Raw genomic sequence first — 24,633 nt, 5'->3', positions numbered from 1 at the left:
TATCGATATTATTCAGTAGTTAATTGATGATTTTAGCTGCAGCGTGCGGTTAGTTTTATAGACATAATTACTATAGACATTTGTTATATAAATGCTAATAGTAATGGATGGTATATAAAAAGGACTTAACATAATGAAACAAAATACTATTATTTTTAGCTTAATATTGAGCTTTCTCGCTTTCGCCCCATTTAAAAGCCAAGCAAATCAATTGCCTGAGTGTAATACTTCTGAATGTATTGAATACTTTAAAGCCTATCGAATTTTAACTAAACGAGGCCATTCCTCAGCGATGGCCATGTTAGCTGAATTCTATTATACCGGTTATGGTACCGATAAAGATTTAGACATGGCGTTAAAATGGTACCGACGTGCAGGTAAATATGGCGTACTGGATGCAAAATATAAAGCGGGCGTTTTGTATTTACAAGATACTCCTTTGAAAGATATCGATGAAGGTGTTGAGTTTTTAAAGTACGCATCAAAGATGGGCCACTCTCAATCATCGTATTTATTGGGTAAAATGTATTTAGGTGGTGGCATGGTAGAACAAGATTTGGCACTTGCAGATCAATACCTTGCTAGAGCTTATGAAGAAAATAATCTTGCCGCCAGAAATTATGGGCAAGTACTTTATCTGCATGAATCTACTAAAGATTTACCTCTTAGCAATCTTTATGCTTTAATTTCAAAAGATGTTGTCACGTTAACCCCTGAGAAAACGGGTTCAAATGAGCAAACTGCAGCGATCATTTTTCCTCAAGGTGAAATGGAAACCATTGACGTACAAATGGATACATTTGAAGACATGTTTGGCTCGCATATCACACAGTTGAACCACATGATCCCTGACACTTCAAAAGGCACTGGATCTAATATAGCCGGACAAACATGTGCAAAAATGTGGGGATGTAGTAGTGAAGGTGACGGTCAACGAATCCAGGATGCCATGTTATCTGATTGGGGCTTAGAAACACTTCAATTCAGACTTGAAGGTTCAATATTTATTATAAAATAATAGCTGAGCTAAATAGAATAATTAGTTTCAATGACAAACGCGTTATGTTGCTAGTATGACTAATGACAGAGCAATTGCAGGTTGTCGTTAATGTCATAATTAACACATCAACAAGCAGTTTGATCAGCGTTTATCTAACGTTGATATAAAAAAGTGACTCGTTTTGCATAAGCAAGAGTCACTTTTTTATTTTACAAACGTCATAATGAATATGTTTTGCAATAGATTATTGCCAGCCAATTTTCCACTGTTGCGGATCTTTAAGGTTGCGCCAGTCAATAGCAAACTCTTGTGCATTCATTTCTGCCCTTATGATGCATTCAATGACGTTTTGCTGCTCGTCATATTCCACTTTACTGATGCTAAAATGCTTCAGTTTCTGAACCACGTTCACCTTGGTCCATTTGCTATTGAGTAATTTCTTAGGATGAATTGGGTTCATATTCGTTTTCGTTCTCCTATTCTCAGTATTTCGATGCCCATATTAATATTCATGTTATGACTCAAGACGTTCCTAATCAGTACTGGTGTTAATCATTGTGAGAGTGACTAACTAATAACTGCTGCAATTGGCTTAGATCATTGATAATAATATCGGCGAGATGTTGATATTCGCTATCAACTCCATGATTAATAAAACAAGCTATCATGCCGGCATTGTTAGCTGCCTGAATATCATATAAATAGTCGCCGACATAGATAATATGTTGCGGTGAAATTTGCCATTGAGTTGCTATGGCTAGCAGTGCATCCGGGGCCGGTTTTGCTGGATAATCTTCTCTGGTCAATACGTGATTGATGGCGATATTATTCTGTTTTACTTTCATTGCACTGGCGGCAAGGCTATTACGAGTCACTATAGCAGTGGGGAGTTTTGCCGCTTCAATAGCATTAATCAGCTCTGCCATGCCTTTAATCGGTTTGGCATTGATTGCATCTTGGTATTCATGATCAAGGATAATCTGATTGGCGCTGGCTTGAGTGTCTTTGCAGCTTAACTCGTCGACATATTTAAGGAGATCGATACTATCAGGACAACCAATTTGCTGACGAATTAAGTTAAAGTCTAAACTGGATTCAACTAAGGTACCATCTAAGTCAAAAATAATACCTTTAATTTGCATTGGTAAATTCAATTAATACCCTTATCTAATTTATATTTATCGGTTAAATTGCATTGAGTGTAACTCAATTAAAAACGGACCTTGTTGTTTTTGTGCCACTAAAAAGCCAACCCGATCAATGTCATTAAAATCTAATGCTGGTGCATTTGCAACCTTACGTCCCCTGAAGTTAACGGTAAAATCAGCAGGGATAAAAGTATGTTGCGTTAGCGTATTTGGACGAGTGATAAAATTCGCTACATACGCTTCACCATACGATAAGTTGGGTGATTTTAGGCGTATTTGATAGGTTTTACCATCGCCTTTAACTGTGAGACTAAGCTCTGATTGATCGATAATTGGATGCTTATAATTCGACTCTATCGATGCGAACCCGCCATTGTTTTCCAATGACACAGACCCTGTAAATAACAACACTTGCTGGTTAATTTCAACTTTGCTTTGTGAAATACCACCCATTACAGTGTCATTATTGATTAACCATTTTGTAAAGTGACTCGGATCAGTAAAATGAAATAACATATTATCCTCACTGGCACTCCATGCGGGTTGGCCAAACATTAGTAAAATTCCTGCGACAGTTCGAATACCTATTGGTACTTTTCGGCTAATATGCCCGTCCTGTGTATTGAGTAATACCATCATATACTCCTATTCATTATCGTTCGATTTATCGCTCCAAAGGCCATAAAAAAATGGCTTATCAGGGTGAGGGATAAGCCATAAAGGGTCTTACGGAGGATAATGTTACTTACTGCATCGGGTCTTGCTACATGGGGTCTAACGTATCGGGCTTTGGTCTATCAGGTGTCATCTAACGGTATAGCTATCATTTATTACGCGTGCTATTCAATTTAGGTTCACTTATTTTGCCGTTCTTTTTCAATGCCAGATCCTTCCCATCTGGGGGAGAGTTATATTCGACAAGTTGGGATCTTGTCAGTACCCTTGGTATAGGTTTTATTAAGTGGCTATTTATCTTCGATGATGAGCAATCATATCAACAGATGATAGACCTGAGGGACAAGATATTTTGGACGTAAACGGTGGGTTATCGACTCAGTCAGCCGCGCTTACCTTTAGTGTGGTAAGCATTAATTTATTTAATTTTATTGAACCGCCTTATGCTTTTTATGATTTTGAAAATATCTATAGTGATAAACAGTGGCAAAAAAAGTGTGCCTGGTTAAGTGATTTTATTAACCAATCTCAAGCTGACATTATTGCTTTTCAAGAAGTGTTTAGTCCCGATGCCTTAGCTGTGCTGACTAAGTCTCTGGGGTATGAATATTTTGTGGCACTAGATTTACCTGAAGTGGTGAGTGACTATGTGTATCGAAGTCCAGTCGTGGCGATTGCATCTAAGTATCCTATTATCGATTCGGTTAATGTCGTGCCAGATCCGCAATGGGTCAATCAATTAGGTTTAGCTGAGTCATTTAGTTTTAGCCGTAAACCACTTCGAGCAACCATACAGTTACCTATTTTTGGGCCATGTGATTGTTATGTGATTCATCTTAAGTCTAAGCGTAGCGGTGTCAGTCGCGACGATATCAGTGAAAGTGGTTTACATGGTGGTGCAGATTTTGTAGCAAGGCAAGTGCTTGGGCGCTGGGCATCGAGTTTACAGCGAGGCAGTGAATCAGCATTGTTGTGCCATCAAATGTTAATGAGACGACAACAAAGTCAGCAACCTTTCATGTTAATGGGTGACTTTAATGACACTATGGGTAGTGAACTCTTAGCCGCGTTTAATAATCAATTACGAGTGTTTCGCAGTGATATTGAAGACCCTGGGCTGGCTAAGTTAGGCGAAACGTCATTGATGGCTGAATTACACCAAAGCAGTTTGTTTGACAGCTATGAGTTGTTTATTGCCGCCACCAAGTGTAATGCGACCTTGGCCCAAGATGAGTTTGAATCAAGCGCATTAGTTGATGAGCAACCCCATCCGGTCAGACAGCCGACACATTACTATGGCAACAGTGGTTCTGTGCTTGATTACATATTAGTATCGAGTGAGTTTAATCCAACTCAGCAACAAAATCTTGCTCATATAATTGATTATAAAACGTTTGATCGCCATCTCGTTCGACCTGACTATGAACGCGATAGTGACAGCACAGACCATGCACCTGTGATGATGAGTTTTAGCGTACGCAGTTAATGATATTTATTATGTAATTTATCAAATGCTATAAAATCCACAGGCTCAGTATAGAGTTGTTTTATTGAGCTAATAAAAAAGCGCTGATATTTATCAGCGCTTTTTTGTATTCACCCCATGGCTTCATCATTAAATGACTAATCCATTGATTGTTATTACGACTAGAGTAGCGGTTACTGCAATAGCAGTTTTATTTTTACGCAGCGCTGCTCTTCTTGACGGGTTTCAAGTAGGGCGCGGCGCGCGAGTTGTGATAAACCTGTTTGCGTATCTAGGACATCACTAATTGCATTAATGTTGCCTGCACTGCACTGCGTCGGGATCAGTGCCGCGGCAAAACTACGCATAAATACTGGTCCTTTATCGTCCATTAACGGTAGGTTAGCAAAGCGTTGTTCTGCGGTCGCCGCACTTAATAGCTTTTGCTCCGCAGGATAGAGGTTAAACATCGCAATACGGATCTTAGAGAAAGGCATAGTGTCATTATTCTCAATGGTATTTAACCATTGGCGTTTAAGCGCTGACTGCGGACGGATGGCTTCAGCTGCAATAGCTGCTTTTTCGCCGGAGTCAGATTGATCAAGATGTTTTTCTTGAGCAAGTAACGCTTGAGCGTCACCATAATCATAGCGGTTTAACTGGCGGATCATGGCCCAGCGCAAGTCTTGATCTATGCTTAACCCTTTAATATGGCTTTTACTTTGCAGTAAAGATTGAATATGTTTTAACGCCTCGCCGTGACTAGACAGGCTAATATAGGCATCGAACCAACGGCGTTGGAAGTCTCGGTTACGGTAACTTTCCATGCTCATACGCAAGCTCATTTGGCTTAATGCCTTTGATATTTTGCTGTTGTAACTTGCATGCATGGGTGCCATAAGATCAAGATAGTTTTTGGCTTGCTGAAGATTACCAAGCACTTGACCTAATATGGTGTAATCTTTTTCCAGTGGTGCATTAATTAATGCGATATTTAAGAACTGCTCCATTGATGTATTACCATCAATGACGCTGTCCCACATACTTTGCCACAACATTGAGCGTAATAACGGATCGCTCACTTGGCCGAGAGACTGCTTAGCGGTATTAAATGAACTCGTGTCTAACTCAACTTTTACAAATCCCCAGTCGTCATAGTTGGGATAGACTAAATCAGGGCAAACCTCACCGATTAACTGATCAACTTTGGTGTAAGCGCCTTTATAGGTAACTGCGATGACTTGTTGTTTTTCAAGTTCGTACCTGTTTTTGTTAAATAGCCCAATTTGAACACGTTGTTCGCGTAATGTTGGAAATTGGCTATCTGCTGTTTGTACTAAAGCGAATGAGTTAATTTGTCCACCTTGGCAGGTGTACTGGGCTTTGATGGTATTGACCCCTGCGGCATATAACCATTCTTTGGTCCACTGGGATAAATCTCGACCACTGGCAGTAGCTAGACTATTGATAAAGTCATTGAGCTCAGCATTTTGATAGCTATATTGTGTAAGATATTGGCTTACACCACGGCGAAAAATGTCTTCACCGAGCAAGTGACGTAATTGCTTAATGGTTGATGCGCCTTTTTGATAAGTAATGGCATCGATGTTATCAAAGGCATTTTTGCTGGTGGCCACAGGTACTTCAATAGGATGGGTCGTGACTAAGCTGTCTTGATGGTAAGCTGCTTGCTTACCTTTAGCATAAAAGCTACGCCATGCATTGCTAAACTCGGTTGCTTCGCTGGTAGCAAGGGTGCCCATAAACGAGGCAAAGCTTTCATTTAACCATAAGCCATTCCACCACTTCATTGTCACTAAGTCGCCAAACCATTGGTGCGCCATTTCGTGCATGATAACGCCGGCTAACCGTTCTTTTTGTTCAGCGGTCATTGCGGCATTAAATAAGAAACGGTCTTCTGAAAAGGTAATTGCCCCAGCATTTTCCATTGCACCGTAAAGGAAGTCAGGCACCAATACTTGGTCGTATTTTTTAAACGGGTATGCAATACCAAAGTAGCGATCAAAAAAGTCTAACCCTTGTTTGGTGTAAGTAAACCAATCTTGTGGTGAAACTTGATCCGCTACTGATTGACGCGAAAACAAGCGCATTGGATAACGGCCTGAGTTGTCTTCCCAAACATGGTATGGACCAGCGTGCATAGAAAAGTTATAGGGGCTCAACTTAGGCGTGGCAGGGAAGGTCCATAAGTTGGTTTCACCTTGGTCGACGATATTGGTTTCACGCATAGCACTGATCACTTGCCAGTCTTTGGGGGCATGAACATTGATTTGATAGCTGGCTTTAAGGTCGGGTTGATCAAATACGGCAAACATTTGCTGAGCGGCAGCAGGTTCAAAATGCGAGTACAAGTAAACTTTACCGTCTACGGGATCGACAAAACGATGTAAGCCTTCACCATTGGTGCTGTGCTCGCGAGTAAACTCGACTTCTACGGTATTGTGGCCATCTACTAGTAGGCTTTGATTTAGTACAATATAAGCACCATTGTAATTAGGATATACCTTAGTACCGTTAATGATAAATTGTTTGATATTGGCTTTATTAAGGTCGAGCGTAAGCGCTTTTGGCACGCTGCTTAAGTCAAAGTTAACAACTGATTTTGCACTGAATTGACTATGTTCACTTAGAAAGAAAGTGAGCTCATATTGCGCATTTGATATCACACTGGATCTAGCTTGCGCTTGTTCTTGGCTAATGTAGGCAGAGCCATCCCGTTGAAAGGCGGTGGTGGATATTGAGCTACTGCAGCTAATAACGCTAGCACAACATAATGCGATGAGACTGGTTTTAATAACCCGAGGACTAAACAATTCAGTGGATAACAATTTCACGTTAGTGTTCCTAACTTATTATTAGATTAATGAAAAAGCCGACAACAATGTCGGCTTTAATGTTATAGGTTGTGACTTATAAACCTAAAAATGACTTTGATTTCATTTTACGGATTTCTTTTTCATCAGACCATTCAATTAAACCTGTTTCAAGATCCATTAAACGCATGGTCATCTTGTAATAAACGTCTTTGGTGCTGCCATCTTGTTTAACAATGCTCGACAAGTTGCCATAAAGCATATATTGCGCGCCAATTTGGCGACCAAATTTAATCGCAGTAGATGGATCGACCATGCCCGCATTGTTTTGATAATCGAGTTGTTTGCGAACAGTATCAACCTTAGTCATATCAATAAAACGGAACTTACCAGAGCGTAATAGCTTGTTGCTAATGCTATCGGTTACCGATTCAGTATCAATATGCTCAGAAGTTTTATTTTTAATTTTATCCACAAATACAATCGGACGGTTGCTCTGCGTCATTACCACCACTGGTGGGAATGCCATCATGCTGTCGACCATTTTAGCTGCAATAGCTTGAAGATCGGTGGAGCCGAAGTTCTCGTTAACGGTTTCAACTTCAGTAGCGTCGCCATACTCTACTTTAGATTGACAGGCGCTCAGCCCCATCACTGCTGCGAGTATCAATATCAGTTTCAAATTTTTCATAGTAAATTCCATTAGTGATGAGTGACAGTTGATATGTAATTATCGTTTATCAGATTATTATCGAATAAAAACGGGTACGATTTCCAGTCTCTATTGCCCAAATTAATGTTGTACGGTTTGCTGTTACGTCAATTTTTACATTTTTACTGTTATTTAGGTGAATATTATAGCTGCCAGCGTCGATAAATTGTCGGGCAATTTGAGCTTGTCGTGGTAGCGTGAGCCAGCTTCTGCGATCAGCTTGCTCAGTGATAACATTAAATATTTGCATCACCATCGCAGCAGCATCAACTTGATTATTGGCGCGTTGGTCACTGTTTTGTACGCTACGGTTCATTTGGTACTTAGCATAAACTCTTGCCGCTTGACGAAACAAGGCTGCGGGTAAATCTTCTTTTAATGCATTAATGGCTAACGCATCAATATTGGCAATGGCTTGCGCGGTCAGTGGCGCATCGAGCCCTTGAATTTGGTTATTATTTGCTAATGGATGTTGCGGCAAGTAAGTGGCTAATGAGGCCGATTGTATATTACCGTTAATGGGGAAAGGAACCGTAATACTTTGTTTTTCAGGTACAAAGCCTTGTTCAATAATAAAGATTACTTGCCCCTGACCCGCAGTGGGTAATGTCGCCTCTCCCCAGCGCCGTTTAAACTCATCATATTGAGGCATGCTTAATTGTTTGGCTAAACGGACCAAGTCTTGTTGGAGAAAAACATTATCTGGGGTAATTTGCGCCGCTTTTCGGTAATCAATAAAGGCATCGTTAGGTTCGTTAGCCAGTTCGTGCAATAACCCCGTGGTGTAATAACTGTAAGCATTGAGAAACGAACTCGTCACATTTCCAGCTTCTTTACCTAACCGCTCCACTTGATCATCGATGACGCCATTAGCCATGTCTTGTACTGACTTTTGTGATTGTTGATAGCGTGCTTGCTCAAGGCTTTGCAGCTCATTGCTGCGGCGGACTTCTACTAATGCCCCTTGAATATCGCCGCTGAATAAATAATTAAGCGCCTGATATTGATGTAGCATGATGCGCTCATAACCTGGACCTCGATATGGAATCGCATTATCGTTTAGTAACAGGCTGCTTGCACCTGCGCCTAACTTGCTGGCGCTAACGATGGCTTTGTCATCAAATCTTTGATAAGCATCGATGGCTTGTTGGTAGTAGGTTTTACTGCGAGTAAAATCGCCCGCAACTTGCATAATACGTCCCGATTCTTGGGCATAAAGTAAGCCATCATTGCCGCTGATATTATTGGCTAAATCGGTGATGTTTGCTGCTGGAGTCTCGCTGTTGAGCTGTTGTTTAAATGGAGCAATTTGCGACGGGTAATTAACAAATACACTGTTAAAAGCGCAACCGGATAGGCTAAGGCTGAGAATTAACCCAATACAGAATGTTCTTAACATTGTGTCACCTGGATCTTGGTTGCCATCAGATTGACCCGTTCAAGTAAGGTTATGCCTTGTAAATGGTCATATTCATGTTGAAAAATACGGGCAACAAAACCCGTTAATGTTTGTTGATGTAACTGGCCATCTAGTGACTGGAATTGCACTTTAATTTCGCAATGTCGTGAAATCGATAGCCGCTGCCCTGGGATCGATAAACAGCCTTCAACTCCAACTTCAGTCGCAGCCGATGCGGCTAATATCTGCGGATTTATGACCACAATCGGAGCCATTAATGGGGCATCGGGATAACGTTCGTTGGGATTTGACGCCATAATAAACATGGCCGCTTTACTAAACACTTGCGTTGCCGCAATACCAACACCATTTGCGTTTAGCATAGTGCTGAGCATATTATCAGCTAAAGTGTGTAACGCTTGGTCAAACACCGTCACGGGTTCAGCTTTTTGAGTCAGTATCTCTTCGCCTGTCGTGGCAATGCTGAGTAATGGCTTTAGCTGCATAAGTGACGGCTGTCCTTGTTGTTTGTGTTAATGACGATCGGCATTAATCTATTTTTCAAATCGTGATTGCTTCACATATAGCGACTTAAAAATGTTACAACTTACTGATAATATCTTCAATCTCACCCATAGTTAACTGATTCTCGATCTGAGTCTAGCCACATAGTTGGGCGTCGAATCTATAGTGCGATTTATCATTTTTTCGAGAGATGTTCTTTACTGTAAAGAGTTAGTAATGCGGCGGAGGTGTCTCTTCAGCTGGAGACGCCATGTTACTTGGCTCAATAGAATGCAGTTTATTTACCATTAATAGCATTTGCTGTTGTTGTCTGGCAACTAATGCATTGAGTTTTATCACTTCTTGGTTTAACTCTTCAATAGAGATATCTTGAAATGATAGTTTCATTTCAAGATCATCAATTTTTTGCAAAATGCTGTCCATGTAGACCTCTTATTAATTAATTACTGCTGCCAATATTCAACTAAACCTTGGCTGCTAATACTGACGATTGAGCCAGGTGCTGGCATAGTGGCAGAGTATACTACAGCCCCTCTATTTTGGGTGTTTTTACTCAATTGAACTTGCCAATGCGAAACTTGTTTACCCGAGTTAATTTGCCATAAAAAGATTTCTCTTGATGGCGTTCCTGTGAGTAATTGCTGATCATTATTGACAAAACGAGCCGTTGAAAAGTTCATTTGGCGTCGATTAATATCCAGATGACTAATGAGAATGCCTGTATCAGATTGCCACAGGGTGGCGTTACCAGTGATATCGCTGGCAAAACTGAGTGAAGCTGAGTCATTAATTAGCACTTTCGTCACGCGTGAGCTCAACTGCCATTGTTGCTGTGGCTGGCCAGTTTGAGTTTGCCAAAGAATCACCTTGCCATCATTATCGCCACTTAATGCGCTGTTACCATCGGCACTAATTGAAACACTATTAACCTTTTCTTTGTGGGCTAAAAACTGGATGAGTCGCGATTTTTCTGGCGACAATGACATTACAGATCCATCGACTAAACCAACGAGTGTTTGCCCTGTATTGGCGATGGCGACACTTTGGGCATAAGAGGGTAATGACCACCATCCCACTGAAGAGCCATCGGTTAAGCGCCATATGGCTAAGGAATGGCTACTAATTGTTGCGGCATAAAGGTTATTAGCAGATATTGCAGTGTCAATAACATTACTGGTATTTTGTTGCTGCCCTTGGAACCACTGATAAGATAGGCTTGAATGGCTGAGGTCCCATACTTGTACTCCGTTATGGGCTGTGCTTACTAAGGCGATGGTGGCATCGTTTGACAAGCTTGCACTGTAACTGGCATCGGTCGTGATAACGTGTACTTGAGTTGGGCTAGGTTGGCATGCAGATAGCAGACCTGTTAGGACGAGTGTTGAACAAAAAAGCAGCATTGAAACGCGTGTCATGAACTTGCTCCTTGAATTATTGTCCTAAACCTTGTCATATAAGGTTTACCCAATGGTATAACCGTTTTAACTAGTATAAAGTGGCAAACGAACATGACCACTTAAACATCTCATTGATTGAATGTATTAAGGTTATTGTAACCACTAAAGGATGCTGAGGAAGCTTTAATGAAATCTATTTACAAATTATCGTTAGTTGCATTAGCCGTTGTTGGCCTTACTGCGTGTAATGAAGCACAAGACGTTGCTCAAAAGAAAGTTGAATTAACAACTGACGTTCAAAAAGAAGCATATAGTGTTGGTGGTTCAATTGGTAAGTACATGTCTGGCCACATTAAAGAACAAGAAGAATTAGGTTTTACTGTTGACCGTAATATGGTGATTAAAGGCTTTAGCGATGGCTTAGGCGAAGAAATGCTGTTAACAGAAGAAGAAATGCAGACTGTATTGCAAAATCTAGATAAAAAGTTAAATGACAAACGTTTAGAGCAAGCTGAAGCTTTAGCGGCTAAATCGATTGCTGAAGGCAAAAAATTCTTAGAAGAAAACAAAGCTAAAGAAGGCGTAACGACTACTGAGTCTGGTTTACAGTATGAAGTATTAGAGCCAGGTACCGGTGAGAAACCAGCAGCTGAAGATACTGTAGAAGTACATTATCGTGGCACGTTAATTGACGGTACTGAGTTTGATAGCTCTTATGCTCGTGGTGAAACGGCTAAGTTCCCATTAAACCGCGTTATTCCTGGTTGGACTGAAGGCGTGCAGTTAATGCCTGTAGGCGCTAAGTACAAGTTTGTTATCCCATCAGAACTTGCTTACGGTGAACGCGACACGGGTACTATTCCTGCTAATTCAACACTTGTTTTTGAAGTTGAATTGGTTTCAGTAGAAAAAGCACCGGCACCTGCTGCAGATGCTAAGTAATATCATCTATAGTTCAGTCGCTCAGTGATTGACATTTTGATAGTAAAAAGGACGCTTCGGCGTCCTTTTTGTTTACATTGAAGTTGGCTTGAAGGTGTTTATCTTAGATCTAAATAATTGCATCATTCAGTCTGCCAATGTTGCGCTATGTTAGGCGTATCAAATGTCGTAATACTGATGCCATGACGCCAATAATAGCGCTGATATAACAGAGACGCTTAATTTAATGATTGCCTAAGCTCACGAATAAATGCAAATGCCAGATTACCGTTAAATTATCGTCAGGTTATAGCCATTTTAAGCGGTAAAATAGGTACATTTGTAAGGCAATGAGTGCAAATAATCCACCACAGAATGCTGCAAAAGCCCAGTTTGATTCCGCACCAGGAATGCCACCAATATTGACGCCTAATAAACCGGTTAAAAATCCTAATGGCAGAAATACGGCCGAAATTAAAGATAAAAAATACAGTCTTTGATTCACTTGCTCGGATTGTTGCGATTGTAGTTCTTCTTGGGTGACGCTGGCGCGGTCGCGTATAGCATCCAGATCCTCAATTACTCGAATCAGCGTTTCATGTATTTCACGAAGACGGACTTTATCATTGTGATCAAATAATTCGCTGGTTTCTTGCAGCATACGAGAAAATGCTTCTCGTTGTGGCGCAAGGTAGCGACGCAACACTACGGTCTGTCTGCGCAATTCTGCAATGTCGGTGCGCAAGCTCTTGTTCACTTGAGTCACAACACGTTCTTCTAGTTCATCGAGCTGTTCTTCAAGCTTGCCAATAAACTCTACTTTGCGTTGCGTTAGGCGTTCGCAAATGGCCATGATAAACGCCGCGCTATCAATTGGGCCCTTACCTTGAACGATTGCATCGGCAACATCAATTACGGATTGTAGCTGGCGCTCGCAAGTTGAAATGATTTTGGATTCTTCAGCGTAGATCCGCACAGCAACCATGTCTTCAGGATCTGAGTTAGGATTTAAATTAACCCCACGCAGCGCCAATAAGATACCTTTGTCTGAGCTTAATACTCGCGGGCGAGTATCAGTAGCCAAGAGGGTATCCCTCTCAACTCTATCTAAGCCAGAGTTGAGGATCCATTTACGCGCTTTAGGTTCGCGGTAACGCAGATGTAGCCATAACAGACCATCAGCAGGTTGCCATTGTGCTATTTGTTCCTCAGTCAATGACTGGCCTGCATTGGGCCCCGTTAGCAACAAACTGTATATAAAACCATTATTCATTATAAGAGAGTCCATGTGATCACTATTGTCATAATTTACGCTACTTTTTAATCTTGCCCAAGTTTAAAGCAATCTTATAAAATGAAATCCTTTAGTTATCGTATATTTAACCATCAAACACATTATTCGGTCTGTTAACTAGCAGCGGAGTCGCCGATCATCGGTTAAAATAGAAAAAATACTAACAAAAAAGAGTTCTAGTATGGAATATCAATTTCGTCGTAACCGCCTAGAAGGCACGGTATTTGCTGAATTTAGTATGGATCATGAAGTGTTAGGCAGATGGTTTGCAGAAGAGCTTGGTGACGACAAGAGCAAAGCGATTCATATTCTAACGCAGATAGCATTAATCAAATCTGGGACCCTAAACCACATGCGAGATGTCGGTGGAGAATTAACCATCGATATTGACTCTGAGCAAGTGAGAGTATTTGCCAGTGTGATTGATTTTGAGGAAGAGCACTTATTAGAAGACTCTATGAGCCTGTACAATGCGGAATCTGAATCTTATTGTGGTCTTGAAGATTTTGAGTCAGTACTGGAGAGTTGGTTAGCATTTATTAACGATAAATAATCATGTCTTAATTCTCGTTGATGTTAACTAACAACAAAACCAAGTTTAAATGGCTTTGTTGTTAATTGTTAATGGTGATTTAAACTTTGATAGTGGGCTAATTATTAAGGTAGCGAACTGCCATTTCTGTCCGTGATTTTGCATTGGCTTTACGCAGTAAATTTTTAACGTGTACTTTGACCGTGCCCTCGCTGATGTGTAAATCCTCAGCGATCATTCGGTTACTTTTACCTTCTGCCAGTTGTTGTAATATTTGTAATTCGCGAGGGGTCAAGGTTTCTACCCAGCTGTTGTCGTCAATAGCGCTCTCTAATTCATAAAGATAAGCTTCTACTTCATTACTGATTACCCGATGGCCTAGCATGGCGTTTTTGAGTTGCTCTAACAATAAATCAGGCTCAGTGTCTTTGAGTAAATAACCATCGGCACCAGCGCGTAGCAGTCGAGTGACATCTTGTTTAGCATCAGAAACCGTTAAAATAACAATTCTTGCTGTCACTCCCTCTTGACGCATCGCATTAAGAGTATCAAGGCCAGACATGCCTTTCATGTTCAAATCGAGCAAAATAATATCGGGTTCATTTTCGGCCACAGCGGTTAGTGCTTCTAGTCCCGTGCCGGTTTCACCAAAAAGGCTGAAGTCACTGTCTGAGGTGATTAATTGGCAAATACCACGACGTAATAACGGATGGTCGTCGACAACAAGTACAGAATACGGCTTACCCATTTAAAGGCTCCTGTTGAGGTGGAAAGCTCAGCGTAACAGTAGTGCCACCAAGCTGGTTACTATTGAACGATACGATCCCATTCAGTTTGTTGGCGCGTTCATGCATGATACCAATACCAAAGTGTTGATCTCGTTCTACTAAATGTGTCACACCGATGCCATCATCACAAATTGAGATAGTAATCATGCCCTTGTCGGTTAACTGACAATCTATCACTATATGCTCAGGGGTAGCGTGTTTTATTGCATTTAATGTCGCTTCACGAATTAATTGCAAAATATGAATGTGCTGTTTTGCTTCAAGTAAGTGCGCTGATAGTTTGTAATTCAATTGGATATCAATTTGGCTTTGATGGCGTAACTGATCCAACATTACGTCGATAGCTTGCGGTAAATTAGGTTCTTTAATGGTTAACCTAAAGGTCGATAACAGTTCACGTAATTGAACATAAGCCGTACTGACACCTTCGTTTATCTCCATCAATTGGGCTTCTACTTCTGGGCTTCTACATGAGTCATTGAGGCTTTTGCGTAATAAACTGACTTGGATTTTTAAAAAAGATAATAATTGCCCAATTGAGTCGTGTAGTTCTCGGGCAATCACAGCACGCTCTTCGAGTAGCGCTAATTGTTGGCGTTGTTCAGATGCATTATGGATGGTAATAGAGCGCGTTAACATCATGGCGAAGTTTTCAAACAGTAATCGGTTAACTGGTCGATGAGATATCACATCCAAATAGCCCAATTGAGTCTTTTCTATTAATAATGGAAAGTGTAACGATTCAATCGGTAATTCATCTGGCCAGCCCCCTTCAGCCTTAATGATGTCTTTAGAGCCGTCATCATGTTCAATAACTAAGCGTAAATAGGATAAATTTTCATAATATTTCAATTGATTGATTGCTGATTGTAAGGCTTTATAGTCGAGTTTATTGGCATGTAACATGACAAGGTTGTCGTATAGAAACTTTAACTCGTTATTTGTGCGGGTCAATGCCAAGGTTTTTTCGTTGACTTGGTTTTCTAAATCTTCATATAAGCTGGCTAATTCAGCGGCAGTTTTTTGCAATGCATTACCTAAGGCGGTGAGTTCAATATAGTCCGTTTTAGGCATTTTAACTTTGAAGTTTCCTTTAGAGATTGTTGTGGAACTTTCTATCAATAATTGCAATGGCTTAACGACGCGCTTACGGGTAAATGCCACCGCAAAAAAAGCAATAATCAGTAAAATAGATAAACCAATAATTTGCCCAATAACCAGTAACTTTAATTTAAAGGCGGCGAACTGTTCCATGTTCAGCACTAAGGTATCAATGGTGTTAACAAAGTCGGTTAACGAAGCGGAGTATAGGCGGATGTTTCCTTCCTCAATATAGACTTTCATTACTTGCCACTTATGAATAACCAATACGTATTGGTCACGCATTTCTTTTGGGCTATACCATGCAAGCGAGCGTTTAAGCGCTTCAGAATTGAGTGTTGTTTCGAAATCAGCAATTTTTTCATCGATATTATGGCTGCCAATATTGGCGTCAAGCAATAGTCGGTAGCTTTGCATTCGTAGCGAGCCTGAGGCGTTTATTCCTCTGGCGTCTCCCAAGCTAAAAGTTAAACTGACGATGGAAAACACCGCTAAGCTTGATGACAATAAAATCACCACGAGCATTAAACTTAAAATGGTGGAGGTAAGGCTGCCACGAGTAAACATAAAGTCCTGCTGTCGATAACGGTAAGGGATTAAAAATAAGCAAAAGCCCAGTTTTATACCAGGTTCAATAGTGTGTTCTACATTAGGTGTCGCTTGAAAACATTAACAAGTTTGCAAAAGTGTGAAACACATCCTGTCTACATATTGATCTGGCGCAAACTTTAGTCTCTATACCCCATAAGAGGTATATTTAAAGCCGTTTTAAATAGCTAACTTTGTCTCTAGTGATGTCGTGATTATTAAATTAAATATAATGTAACACGGAGATGAAGGGTGATGAAGATGAACGCAAAATCAATTGCACTGAGTGCAGTGATTGCAGCCAGTTTTTTAGCCGCTGGCGCAATGGCTAGTGAGAAAACCGAACCTCGTAATGAAGTTTATAAGGATAAATTCTCAAAACAGTACGACAGCTGGCATGCTACTGATGAAAGCAAAGAAGTTGTCGATATGTTAGAAAAAGTACCTAGCCTAGTCGTGTTATGGGCGGGTTACGGTTTTGCTAAAGATTACAATGCACCTCGTGGTCATATGTATGCAGTAACTGACGTAACGAATACATTGCGTACTGGCGCACCAAAAAATGCACAAGATGGTCCAATGCCAATGGCCTGCTGGAGCTGTAAAAGCCCTGACGTACCACGGGTGATTGAAGAGCAAGGTGAAGATGGCTATTTCAGTGGTAAATGGGCTAAAGGTGGCCCAGAAATTGTCAATGTGCTCGGTTGTGCTGACTGTCATGAAAAAGGATCTTCAAAGTTACGCATGTCTCGTCCGTTTGCTGAGCGCGCTATGGCAACATTAAATACGCCATTTGATAAAGCTTCTCGTAAAGACAAGCAATCAATGGTGTGTGCTCAATGTCACGTTGAGTACTATTTCGAGAAAACAGCAGAACGTCCTGGTTTTGTTAAATTCCCTTGGGATATGGGTACCACAGTTGAGCAAATGGAAGTGTATTATGACAACATGGAGTTCTCTGATTGGACTCATGCCGTGTCAAAAACACCAATGTTAAAAGCGCAACATCCTGGTTATGAAACTTGGAAAATGGGCGTTCACGGTCAAAATAACGTGAGTTGTGTTGATTGTCATATGCCTAAAGTGACTAATGACAAAGGCCGCAAATTTACAGACCATAAAGTGGGTAACCCATTTGATCGCTTTGAAGAAACATGTGCCACTTGTCACAGTCAAAGCAAAGAGTTTATGGTCAATTTAGTGAATGAAAGCAAACAGAAAGCACAAGACTTAAAGGCACGTGTTGAAACTCAATTAGTAAAAGCTCACTTTGAAGCTAAAGCGGCGTGGGATGCTGGTGCAACTGAAGTTGAAATGAAGCCAATCCTAATGGATATTCGTCATTCACAGTGGCGTTGGGATTATGCCACTGCATCTCATGGTGCATCGTCTCATGCTCCTGCTGAAGTATTACGTATTTTAGGTACTTCATTGGATAAAGCTGCTGATGCTCGGGTTAAATTGGCTCAGTTATTAGGTGCTAAAGGAGTTAAACAACCAATTGCATATCCTGATACGTCAACTAAAGCGAAAGCGCAAGCAGCATTAGGCATGGACATGAAAACCATGAATGCTGAAAAAGCTGAATTCAAGAAAACACTTGTTCCTAAGTGGAAAGAAGAAGCTAAAAAGCGTGAGGCGACTTATAAATAACTGGTGTTGAACCTTAACGCTTTATGGTGTTATTAATCCTTAAATCATAAAAATAGCCCTCATTTGAGGGCTATTTTTTTATGTTCGCTCTAAAAACCTCTGGCTTAAGCCGTTGTTACTCGATGTGATAAAAGCCAGCTCAATAATTGCACTAAAATGATGCGCTGATGTTTGAGATGCACTTGAATGGTGCTTTTATGTTAACAAATAAAATGAAAAATAAAATAAAACTTATACATAACAGTGGTTTGAAAATGTGGCCTAATGATTGAATTAACTATTCAACAAATAAATAACAATTACATTTTTTCACACTTTTGGAGGTCGAGATGAAACTCGTCAGCGCTATCATCAAGCCATTTAAGTTGGATGATGTCCGTGAAGCCATTGCAGGCATGGGCATTGAAGGTATGACTGTTACTGAGGTAAAAGGCTTCGGACGTCAAAAAGGCCACACTGAGCTTTATCGTGGGGCAGAGTATCAAGTGGATTTTTTACCTAAAGTAAAATTAGAAATTGCGACCAAAGATGAAAACTTGGACATGCTTATTGAAGCGATTACCAGTGCTGCCCATACCGGCAAAATTGGTGATGGTAAAATATTTGTTACTGATTTAGAACAAGCGATCCGTATCCGTACGGGTGAACTTGATAACGAAGCATTATAGGAGACTGTTATGGAAGAGTTAACTCAATTAGGCCTAACGGTTACTGAATTACGTTTCGCACTAGATACATTTTATTTCCTTATCTCTGGCGCATTTGTGATGTGGATGGCCGCGGGTTTTGCCATGTTAGAAGCTGGCCTAGTCCGTTCAAAAAACACCACTGAAATTTTAACTAAAAACGTATGTTTATATGCAATCGCCTGTGTCATGTTTTTATTGGTTGGCTATAACATTATGTATGTAGACAATGTCGAAGGTGGCTTTATTCCTTCTTTTGGCACATTAATTGGTTCGCAAGCTGAAGGTGCAGACCATGCATTAGAGTCAGACTTTTTCTTCCAAGTGGTGTTTGTTGCTACTGCAATGTCGATTGTGTCTGGTGCCGTTGCTGAACGGATGAAATTGTGGTCTTTCTTAGTCTTCTCTATCGTAATGACAGCTGTAATTTATCCTGTCGAAGGCTACTGGACATGGGGCGGTGGATTCCTCTCTGAAGCGGGTTTTGTCGACTTTGCTGGTAGTGGTATTGTTCACATGGCTGGTGCGGCAGCAGCGATATCTGGTGTACTGCTTCTTGGTGCTCGTAAAGGTAAATACGGTGAAAATGGTCAAGTTCATCCAATTCCAGGATCTAACTTACCAATGGCAACCTTAGGTATGTTCATTTTATGGATGGGTTGGTTTGGCTTTAACGGTGGTTCACAACTGTTAGTTTCAGATGCTGAAAATGCCAGTGCAGTCGCTAAAATATTCGTAAATACTAACTCTGCCGCTGCTTTTGGTGCTATCTCAGCATTGATTGTGTGTAAAGTTGTCTGGGGCAAAGCTGACTTAACCATGATATTAAACGGTGCGTTAGCAGGATTAGTGGCTATTACTGCTGACCCGCTTTCACCTTCACTGTTAATGGCTGGTGTGATTGGCTTAGTGGCGGGCGCTGTTGTTATCTTCTCGGTTATCGCATTTGACCGAATTAAAATTGATGACCCAGTTGGCGCGATTTCGGTTCACGGTGTTGCTGGTTTCCTTGGGGTGATGTTAGTTCCATTATCAAATGCTGATGCTAGTTTTGGTAGCCAGTTATATGGTGCCGCCGTTATCTTTATTTGGGTCTTTAGCGCATCGTTACTTGTATGGTTTATATTAAAAATGACCATGGGTATTCGAGTAACAGAAGAAGAAGAGTACAACGGTATGGATGCTTCTGACTGTGGTGTTGATGCTTATCCTGAGTTTGTGAGTGTCAAAAGCGCTGGTTAAGTTAATTCTTTAATCTAAGTAAGATAAAAAAACAGAACCTTTAGGTTCTGTTTTTTTATGCATCCAATAAAATTCTCAACGCCGTTGTTGGGGAAAGCGAGTCAATGTGCTAGCGTGATATATTGGTATTTGGATGATAAAAACAGTGATGAGGTAACTATGATGCGAGCATGGGTAAACTTATTGATCGCGGCGATACTTTTTAGCTTGTTGTTTGGTGTCATGAGCCATGCTGGCACTGTTGTGGTGCGTCAATCATCTACGCCTTTTGATGCTTTTGCTGTTCGCGACCAATTGTTTCAACAGCACCAATGGCAAGAGCTGTTACGGCAGCAACAGCAGGTTACTATCCTACAATCGTTACCGATTGGATGCTTGGCGATAGCGTCACCGTTTAATTATTTTAGCTGTGGCCAACAATTTTATCGTCCCTATGACTATCAAGACACACAAGTGTTTATCCAAATTGATCCTCCTTTGAGTGACACCCCAGCTCAATAGCGAATGCCTTGGTATCAAACCTTATCTCAGTAGCTTTGGCTGAATAGGCAACTATTGACTATGCTTTTAGATAGCGTATTTCTATCTGAGGGCTGAATTATGTTCACTCGTCACTCAAAAAAGACAGCGGTTGATGCCTGTTACTATCATGACTATTTATCATTCAAATGGATTAAACTTCTACTCGTTACCTTACTTTTCGGTATGAGTGCTTGTCAGTCAACGCCATCTCCAAATCAAGCATTCAAGATTGCGAACTTATTTCATGATGAGCTATTTACGCCAATAGACACTGTGGAGGTTGATGATATTTATCGTTTACCTGAGCCATTTGTGGCTCAATTTAGGCGACAGTTTCAAGCGGATAATATGCTTCGTAGCCAGAGTATTATCGCCAATGAATGGTTAGCTCAGTATATTGGTGCTCAAGATGGTGGTTTTGAATACCGCGATAATGTTACTCATACCGCAAGTGAAACAGCGCTTAATCGCCAAGGTAATTGTATGTCTCTGGTGGTGTTATCGGCAGCTTTAGCTGATGTGTTAAATGTGCCTGTTGAGTTTTATGATATTGATATTGAACCCGTTTGGGATAGGCGTGGTGGTTTTTATTTAGTCAACGGTCACGTCAATTTGAGCCTGTTACCAGCGAAGGATTCTCATACTGTATTATTTAGGGGGACTGATATTTTGGTGGATTTCTTACCTGAACGTTCAGTTCGTGCTTACCATAAAAAAACAGTCAATAAGCGTCAATTAACCGCGATGTTTTATAACAATATAGCCGCGGAGGCATTGGTTGATGCTGATTATGATACCGCTTATTCACTGGTAAAAAAAAGTATTTTATTAGACCCGCAGTATGTAGCGGCAATCAATACAATAGCGGTTATTTATCGTCATAAAGGTTATGAAGCTGAGGCCGAATATGCATATCGGTTAGCGCTACAAGTTGACTCTCAAGATCTAACGACATTGTATAATTTAGCCTTAATTTTAGGGGAGCAAGGACGTCTACAAGAGTGGGCCGAGATACATAAGGTCCTTGAGTTAGCGAGAATTAATAATCCATTTTATTACTATGATATGGCTCAACAAGCGTATTTTGATAAGCAATATCAAGATGCACTGGTGTGGTATAAACGAGCTGTTGAAAAAGCGGATTATCGGCATGAATTTTATTTTGGCTTATCTCGAGCGTATTGGGCAACAGGTGAGGCAGGGCTTGCTGAGAAAAACCTTAAGCGTGCAATGGCCTTGAGCGATACCCTTCATAAACAAGGCTACCAAATGAAGTTGCAAGCAATGATGCAACACTAATTATTGCGAAGGTGTTTTAGTCTGTGGTTGATAATAGTTCTTTTCTGCAAGCTCGAGTATGTCTTGATAACGATTTGATTGTTTGAGTGAAGTAATTGCGCTATCAATTTCCTCAGCCGTTATTTTATCATGACAGGCAATTTTTCGTTGGGCAGGTTCAAACAGTGAGACTTCTGTTACTGCAACACTCGTATCGAGTTTTGATGCGAGTAAATAGCGATAATATTCAAATATCCGCCTTTCTAGAACGATGACTTGTACATAACCATTAAACAGCATCACAACTTGGCTTTTTTGATTGGTAATCTCACTAAAATGAGGATTGCCGTTGGCAATATCTTTAAATTTATTACCTAAATATTGTTTTGAATTTTGAAAGCCTAAAACGGACAAGGTATTGAGATCACTTATTTTTTCTATATTAAGATTGTTTTTTGATAAGTAGAATGCGCTATTTTTATATTCAATCAAGCTTTGGGTATAAAATAAACCTGCAACATTGTCTGGCGTATTAATCATGCAGTCGATTTTATGGGTTCTAACTAAGCGTTGCGCACGTAAATTTGGTGCATGAACAATTTCTTTAATAGCAATGTTTTTACTGTCGAGGGCGGCTTTTAATAGATCATATTGCACACCAATCTCTTCATCAGCAAAGAAATACGGAGCAATACTATCACTGGTTGAAAAACTAATGCTGTCGGTCATTAGCGGCGATTGTTCATTCTTGTTCAGCGCGTTCAATTTATCTGATAGGGGGACATTTTCTATTGGGGATAATAAAGTGGCAGATAAGGGTCTACAAAAAACTAATAATAAGTTAAATAAACAGATAGAAAAAACGATATTGCTTTTCAATGGTTAGTCTCCTCAGGAGATACTGCTTAGTGTTAAATAGATCATCATCCTTGTGTTGATTCATGGTAATAACCAAAGTAAAGCACATTAACATCATGAGTACACTTTGATTATAAGACAAGTTATCTTTAGCGTCATTGAATATAAAAAAATCATCAAATAGCCTTACTTAATACTCCGTTTATACCAAGGTCCTGTCGGATCATCAGTCATTGTTTTAGCGTATTGCTAACGAATCAATTTTTATTGTCTCTTTTATCGGCCCAGATGAGTAATACTTGATTGATTTGTCGATAAATACTGGTTAAATTGAAGATTCTTATTCATTTTCTCGATGGTTTTTTATCATTTCTTAATGGATTGTATCAGCTGATTTAGCCTTATATTAAATCAGATAAATTATATGTTTTGCCGGAGTTGTAACCACTATGCATTATCAAAATGACGATATTCGTATCGATGAAATAAAAGAATTGCTACCTCCAATTGCGATTCTAGAGCGATTTCCGGCAACCGAACATGCATCAACAACCGTTTTCAATGCACGTAACAGTATTCATAATATTTTAGCGCGTAAAGATGATCGCATCTTGGTGGTGATTGGCCCTTGTTCAATCCATGATCCTGTTGCCGCGTTAGAATATGGTCAACGCTTGGTTAAGTTACGTCAGCAGTATAAAGATCAGCTTGAAATTGTTATGCGAGTGTACTTTGAAAAGCCGAGAACAACGGTTGGTTGGAAGGGGTTAATCAATGATCCTTATATGGATAACAGTTTTCAATTAAATGATGGCTTACGCACTGCTCGTAAACTATTAGTTGATTTGAACGATGCTGGTATCCCAACCGCGGGTGAGTTTTTAGATATGATAACACCTCAATATGTTGCCGATATGATGTGTTGGGGCGCTATTGGGGCACGCACGACTGAGTCGCAAGTTCACAGAGAGCTATCATCAGGTCTTTCTTGCCCAGTCGGGTTTAAAAATGGTACCGACGGTACCATTAAGGTGGCCATTGATGCGATTGGGGCTGCTAATGCTCCACATCATTTCTTATCGGTGACTAAGTTTGGCCATTCGGCTATTGTCTCCACTAAAGGTAATCCTGATTGTCATATTATTCTACGCGGTGGACGCACTCCCAATTATAGCGCTGAACATGTAGTTGATATTGCTCAGCAGCTGACTAAATCAGAATTGCTTGATAACATTATGATCGATTTTAGCCACGCCAATAGCAGTAAAGATTATAAAAAGCAGATGATGGTTGCTGAAGATGTGGCAGGGCAAATATCTCAAGGAAATTATGCTATTTTTGGTGTAATGGTCGAAAGCCATTTAGTTGAAGGGCGTCAAGATTTAATTGAAGGCAGTGCTCTGTGTTACGGGCAAAGTATTACTGATGCTTGTATAGGATGGGATGACACTGAGACGCTGCTAGCGACATTAAATCAAAGTGTCCTGAACCGTCGCCAAGCATAAAGTGAGTGTAAACTGACGTAAAAATAAGGCGCTAAATGCGCCTTATTTTTTTATACCTTGTACTAAGTATTCATTGGCCTTAGCTAAACTGCCAAAAGCCGATATTAGATTATCACGGCCTTTTTCTTGCAACTCAGGGTTACCTGATTCAATCATCATCCATACCCATGTTTGTATTCGTTGTAATGGTGGGTACTGAATTTTTGAATTCTCCAACATAAAGTATCCTTTAAACTCGTAAATCGTTGTTTGTTTACTATCAAACAAGCATTTTTATGTAACCAAAGAATAACAAATTCTGCTTACAGAAATAACTCAATTTAGATTAAAAAAGCTTAAAAGGGCTAAAAAAGTTTGAAATATAGTATTTATGACTAATGCGGATCCTATAAATATACTACTAAAGTGCTATCTACGTACTACTTACATGCGATTACCCCCCCCTTTTATGATCCTGGTGAGTTTGCCGTTATTACATCGTAATGTAAGCAATGTCTGATAAGAAAATGG

At 40.3% G+C, this 24,633-nt stretch carries 24 protein-coding genes; 10 read left to right on the top strand and 14 right to left on the bottom strand.

Features of this window, described 5'->3' with window-relative positions; translation table 11 throughout:
• Positions 1-133 precede the first annotated feature (133 nt).
• On the top strand, positions 134-1,018 hold the full coding sequence (locus GW828_RS02550) for a tetratricopeptide repeat protein (RefSeq protein WP_220492450.1): 885 nt from the start codon (positions 134-136) through the stop codon (positions 1,016-1,018).
• Between the two features lie 226 nt (positions 1,019-1,244).
• Here the strand turns inward: GW828_RS02550 and GW828_RS02545 are convergent, their stop codons facing one another.
• The 3 genes from GW828_RS02545 to GW828_RS02535 all read right to left on the bottom strand — a co-directional run bounded on the left by GW828_RS02545 (position 1,245) and on the right by GW828_RS02535 (position 2,787).
• Positions 1,245-1,460, bottom strand: coding sequence for a TIGR02450 family Trp-rich protein (locus GW828_RS02545; protein ID WP_124018073.1), 216 nt, complete (start codon positions 1,458-1,460; stop codon positions 1,245-1,247).
• 88 nt (positions 1,461-1,548) lie between these two features.
• Positions 1,549-2,154, bottom strand: a complete 606-nt coding sequence (locus GW828_RS02540; RefSeq protein WP_124018072.1) for an HAD family hydrolase — start codon at positions 2,152-2,154, stop codon at positions 1,549-1,551.
• 24 nt (positions 2,155-2,178) lie between these two features.
• The gene (locus GW828_RS02535; protein WP_273057924.1) at positions 2,179-2,787 is read right to left on the bottom strand and encodes a CIA30 family protein; all 609 of its coding nucleotides are present in this window, start codon (positions 2,785-2,787) and stop codon (positions 2,179-2,181) included.
• 388 nt (positions 2,788-3,175) lie between these two features.
• On the opposite strand from GW828_RS02535, the gene GW828_RS02530 reads away from it, so the two are divergent.
• The gene (locus GW828_RS02530; protein WP_273057925.1) at positions 3,176-4,309 is read left to right on the top strand and encodes an endonuclease/exonuclease/phosphatase family protein; all 1,134 of its coding nucleotides are present in this window, start codon (positions 3,176-3,178) and stop codon (positions 4,307-4,309) included.
• A 173-nt stretch (positions 4,310-4,482) separates the two neighbouring features.
• Here GW828_RS02530 and pepN read toward each other — a convergent pair whose 3' ends face one another.
• From pepN to GW828_RS02500, 6 genes are all read right to left on the bottom strand, one after another.
• The gene (gene pepN / locus GW828_RS02525; RefSeq protein ID WP_273057926.1) at positions 4,483-7,143 is read right to left on the bottom strand and encodes an aminopeptidase N; all 2,661 of its coding nucleotides are present in this window, start codon (positions 7,141-7,143) and stop codon (positions 4,483-4,485) included.
• A gap of 76 nt (positions 7,144-7,219) precedes the next feature.
• Positions 7,220-7,813 carry a penicillin-binding protein activator LpoB gene (lpoB, locus tag GW828_RS02520; protein WP_182696671.1) on the bottom strand — a complete coding sequence of 198 codons (594 nt, stop codon included), beginning with the start codon at positions 7,811-7,813 and terminating at the stop codon, positions 7,220-7,222.
• A 49-nt stretch (positions 7,814-7,862) separates the two neighbouring features.
• A complete protein-coding gene (locus GW828_RS02515) occupies positions 7,863-9,233 on the bottom strand; it encodes a COG3014 family protein (protein ID WP_182741074.1) in 1,371 nt (456 codons plus the stop codon).
• Entirely contained in the window at positions 9,227-9,739 is a 513-nt protein-coding gene (def, locus tag GW828_RS02510) for a peptide deformylase (RefSeq protein WP_182741075.1), read from the bottom strand. The genes GW828_RS02515 and def overlap by 7 nt, the downstream gene beginning before the upstream one ends.
• 229 nt (positions 9,740-9,968) lie before the next feature.
• The gene (locus GW828_RS02505; protein ID WP_124018065.1) at positions 9,969-10,181 is read right to left on the bottom strand and encodes a SlyX family protein; all 213 of its coding nucleotides are present in this window, start codon (positions 10,179-10,181) and stop codon (positions 9,969-9,971) included.
• Between the two features lie 20 nt (positions 10,182-10,201).
• Positions 10,202-11,173 (bottom strand): WD40 repeat domain-containing protein, encoded by a 972-nt coding sequence (locus GW828_RS02500; protein WP_124018064.1) that lies wholly within the window; start codon positions 11,171-11,173, stop codon positions 10,202-10,204.
• Positions 11,174-11,341: 168 nt separating this feature from the next.
• Here GW828_RS02500 and fkpA point away from each other — a divergent pair, with 168 nt between their 5' ends.
• Entirely contained in the window at positions 11,342-12,097 is a 756-nt protein-coding gene (gene fkpA, locus GW828_RS02495) for an FKBP-type peptidyl-prolyl cis-trans isomerase (RefSeq protein WP_124018063.1), read from the top strand.
• 286 nt (positions 12,098-12,383) lie between these two features.
• Here the strand turns inward: fkpA and GW828_RS02490 are convergent, their stop codons facing one another.
• The gene (locus GW828_RS02490) at positions 12,384-13,349 is read right to left on the bottom strand and encodes a zinc transporter ZntB (RefSeq protein WP_124018096.1); all 966 of its coding nucleotides are present in this window, start codon (positions 13,347-13,349) and stop codon (positions 12,384-12,386) included.
• Positions 13,350-13,551: 202 nt separating this feature from the next.
• Between GW828_RS02490 and GW828_RS02485 the strand changes: the two genes are divergently transcribed.
• Positions 13,552-13,923, top strand: a complete 372-nt coding sequence (locus GW828_RS02485; protein WP_182696667.1) for a YacL family protein — start codon at positions 13,552-13,554, stop codon at positions 13,921-13,923.
• Between the two features lie 97 nt (positions 13,924-14,020).
• Here GW828_RS02485 and GW828_RS02480 read toward each other — a convergent pair whose 3' ends face one another.
• Positions 14,021-14,650 carry a response regulator gene (locus tag GW828_RS02480; RefSeq protein WP_182696666.1) on the bottom strand — a complete coding sequence of 210 codons (630 nt, stop codon included), beginning with the start codon at positions 14,648-14,650 and terminating at the stop codon, positions 14,021-14,023.
• Complete coding sequence (narQ, locus tag GW828_RS02475) at positions 14,643-16,358, bottom strand: nitrate/nitrite two-component system sensor histidine kinase NarQ (protein ID WP_273057927.1); 1,716 nt, start codon at positions 16,356-16,358, stop codon at positions 14,643-14,645. The genes GW828_RS02480 and narQ overlap by 8 nt, the downstream gene beginning before the upstream one ends.
• Positions 16,359-16,640: 282 nt before the next feature.
• Here narQ and nrfA point away from each other — a divergent pair, with 282 nt between their 5' ends.
• The 5 genes from nrfA to GW828_RS02450 all read left to right on the top strand — a co-directional run bounded on the left by nrfA (position 16,641) and on the right by GW828_RS02450 (position 21,781).
• A complete protein-coding gene (gene nrfA / locus GW828_RS02470; RefSeq protein WP_182696664.1) occupies positions 16,641-18,032 on the top strand; it encodes an ammonia-forming nitrite reductase cytochrome c552 subunit in 1,392 nt (463 codons plus the stop codon).
• 329 nt (positions 18,033-18,361) lie between these two features.
• Complete coding sequence (gene glnK / locus GW828_RS02465) at positions 18,362-18,700, top strand: P-II family nitrogen regulator (RefSeq protein ID WP_011636110.1); 339 nt, start codon at positions 18,362-18,364, stop codon at positions 18,698-18,700.
• A 9-nt stretch (positions 18,701-18,709) separates the two neighbouring features.
• Entirely contained in the window at positions 18,710-19,960 is a 1,251-nt protein-coding gene (locus tag GW828_RS02460; RefSeq protein WP_124018058.1) for an ammonium transporter, read from the top strand.
• Positions 19,961-20,017: 57 nt separating this feature from the next.
• Entirely contained in the window at positions 20,018-20,461 is a 444-nt protein-coding gene (locus GW828_RS19250; RefSeq protein ID WP_337956439.1) for a hypothetical protein, read from the top strand.
• A gap of 99 nt (positions 20,462-20,560) precedes the next feature.
• Positions 20,561-21,781: a tetratricopeptide repeat protein gene (locus tag GW828_RS02450; protein WP_259395231.1), complete on the top strand. Its 1,221-nt coding sequence runs from the start codon at positions 20,561-20,563 to the stop codon at positions 21,779-21,781.
• On the opposite strand, the gene GW828_RS02445 is transcribed toward GW828_RS02450, so the two are convergent.
• Entirely contained in the window at positions 21,782-22,639 is an 858-nt protein-coding gene (locus tag GW828_RS02445) for a substrate-binding periplasmic protein (protein ID WP_273057928.1), read from the bottom strand. It abuts the gene before it with no gap.
• Positions 22,640-23,067: 428 nt separating this feature from the next.
• On the opposite strand from GW828_RS02445, the gene aroG reads away from it, so the two are divergent.
• The gene (aroG, locus tag GW828_RS02440) at positions 23,068-24,123 is read left to right on the top strand and encodes a 3-deoxy-7-phosphoheptulonate synthase AroG (protein WP_124018056.1); all 1,056 of its coding nucleotides are present in this window, start codon (positions 23,068-23,070) and stop codon (positions 24,121-24,123) included.
• Between the two features lie 42 nt (positions 24,124-24,165).
• Here aroG and GW828_RS02435 read toward each other — a convergent pair whose 3' ends face one another.
• Positions 24,166-24,342 carry a hypothetical protein gene (locus GW828_RS02435; protein WP_273057929.1) on the bottom strand — a complete coding sequence of 59 codons (177 nt, stop codon included), beginning with the start codon at positions 24,340-24,342 and terminating at the stop codon, positions 24,166-24,168.
• Between the last annotated feature and the right edge of the window lie 291 nt (positions 24,343-24,633).

The organism is Shewanella vesiculosa (genome assembly GCF_009994065.1).
Lineage (GTDB): Bacteria > Pseudomonadota > Gammaproteobacteria > Enterobacterales > Shewanellaceae > Shewanella > Shewanella vesiculosa.
Note: the sequence above shows the minus strand (reverse complement) of the source record. Positions and strands in the feature narration are given on the sequence as shown.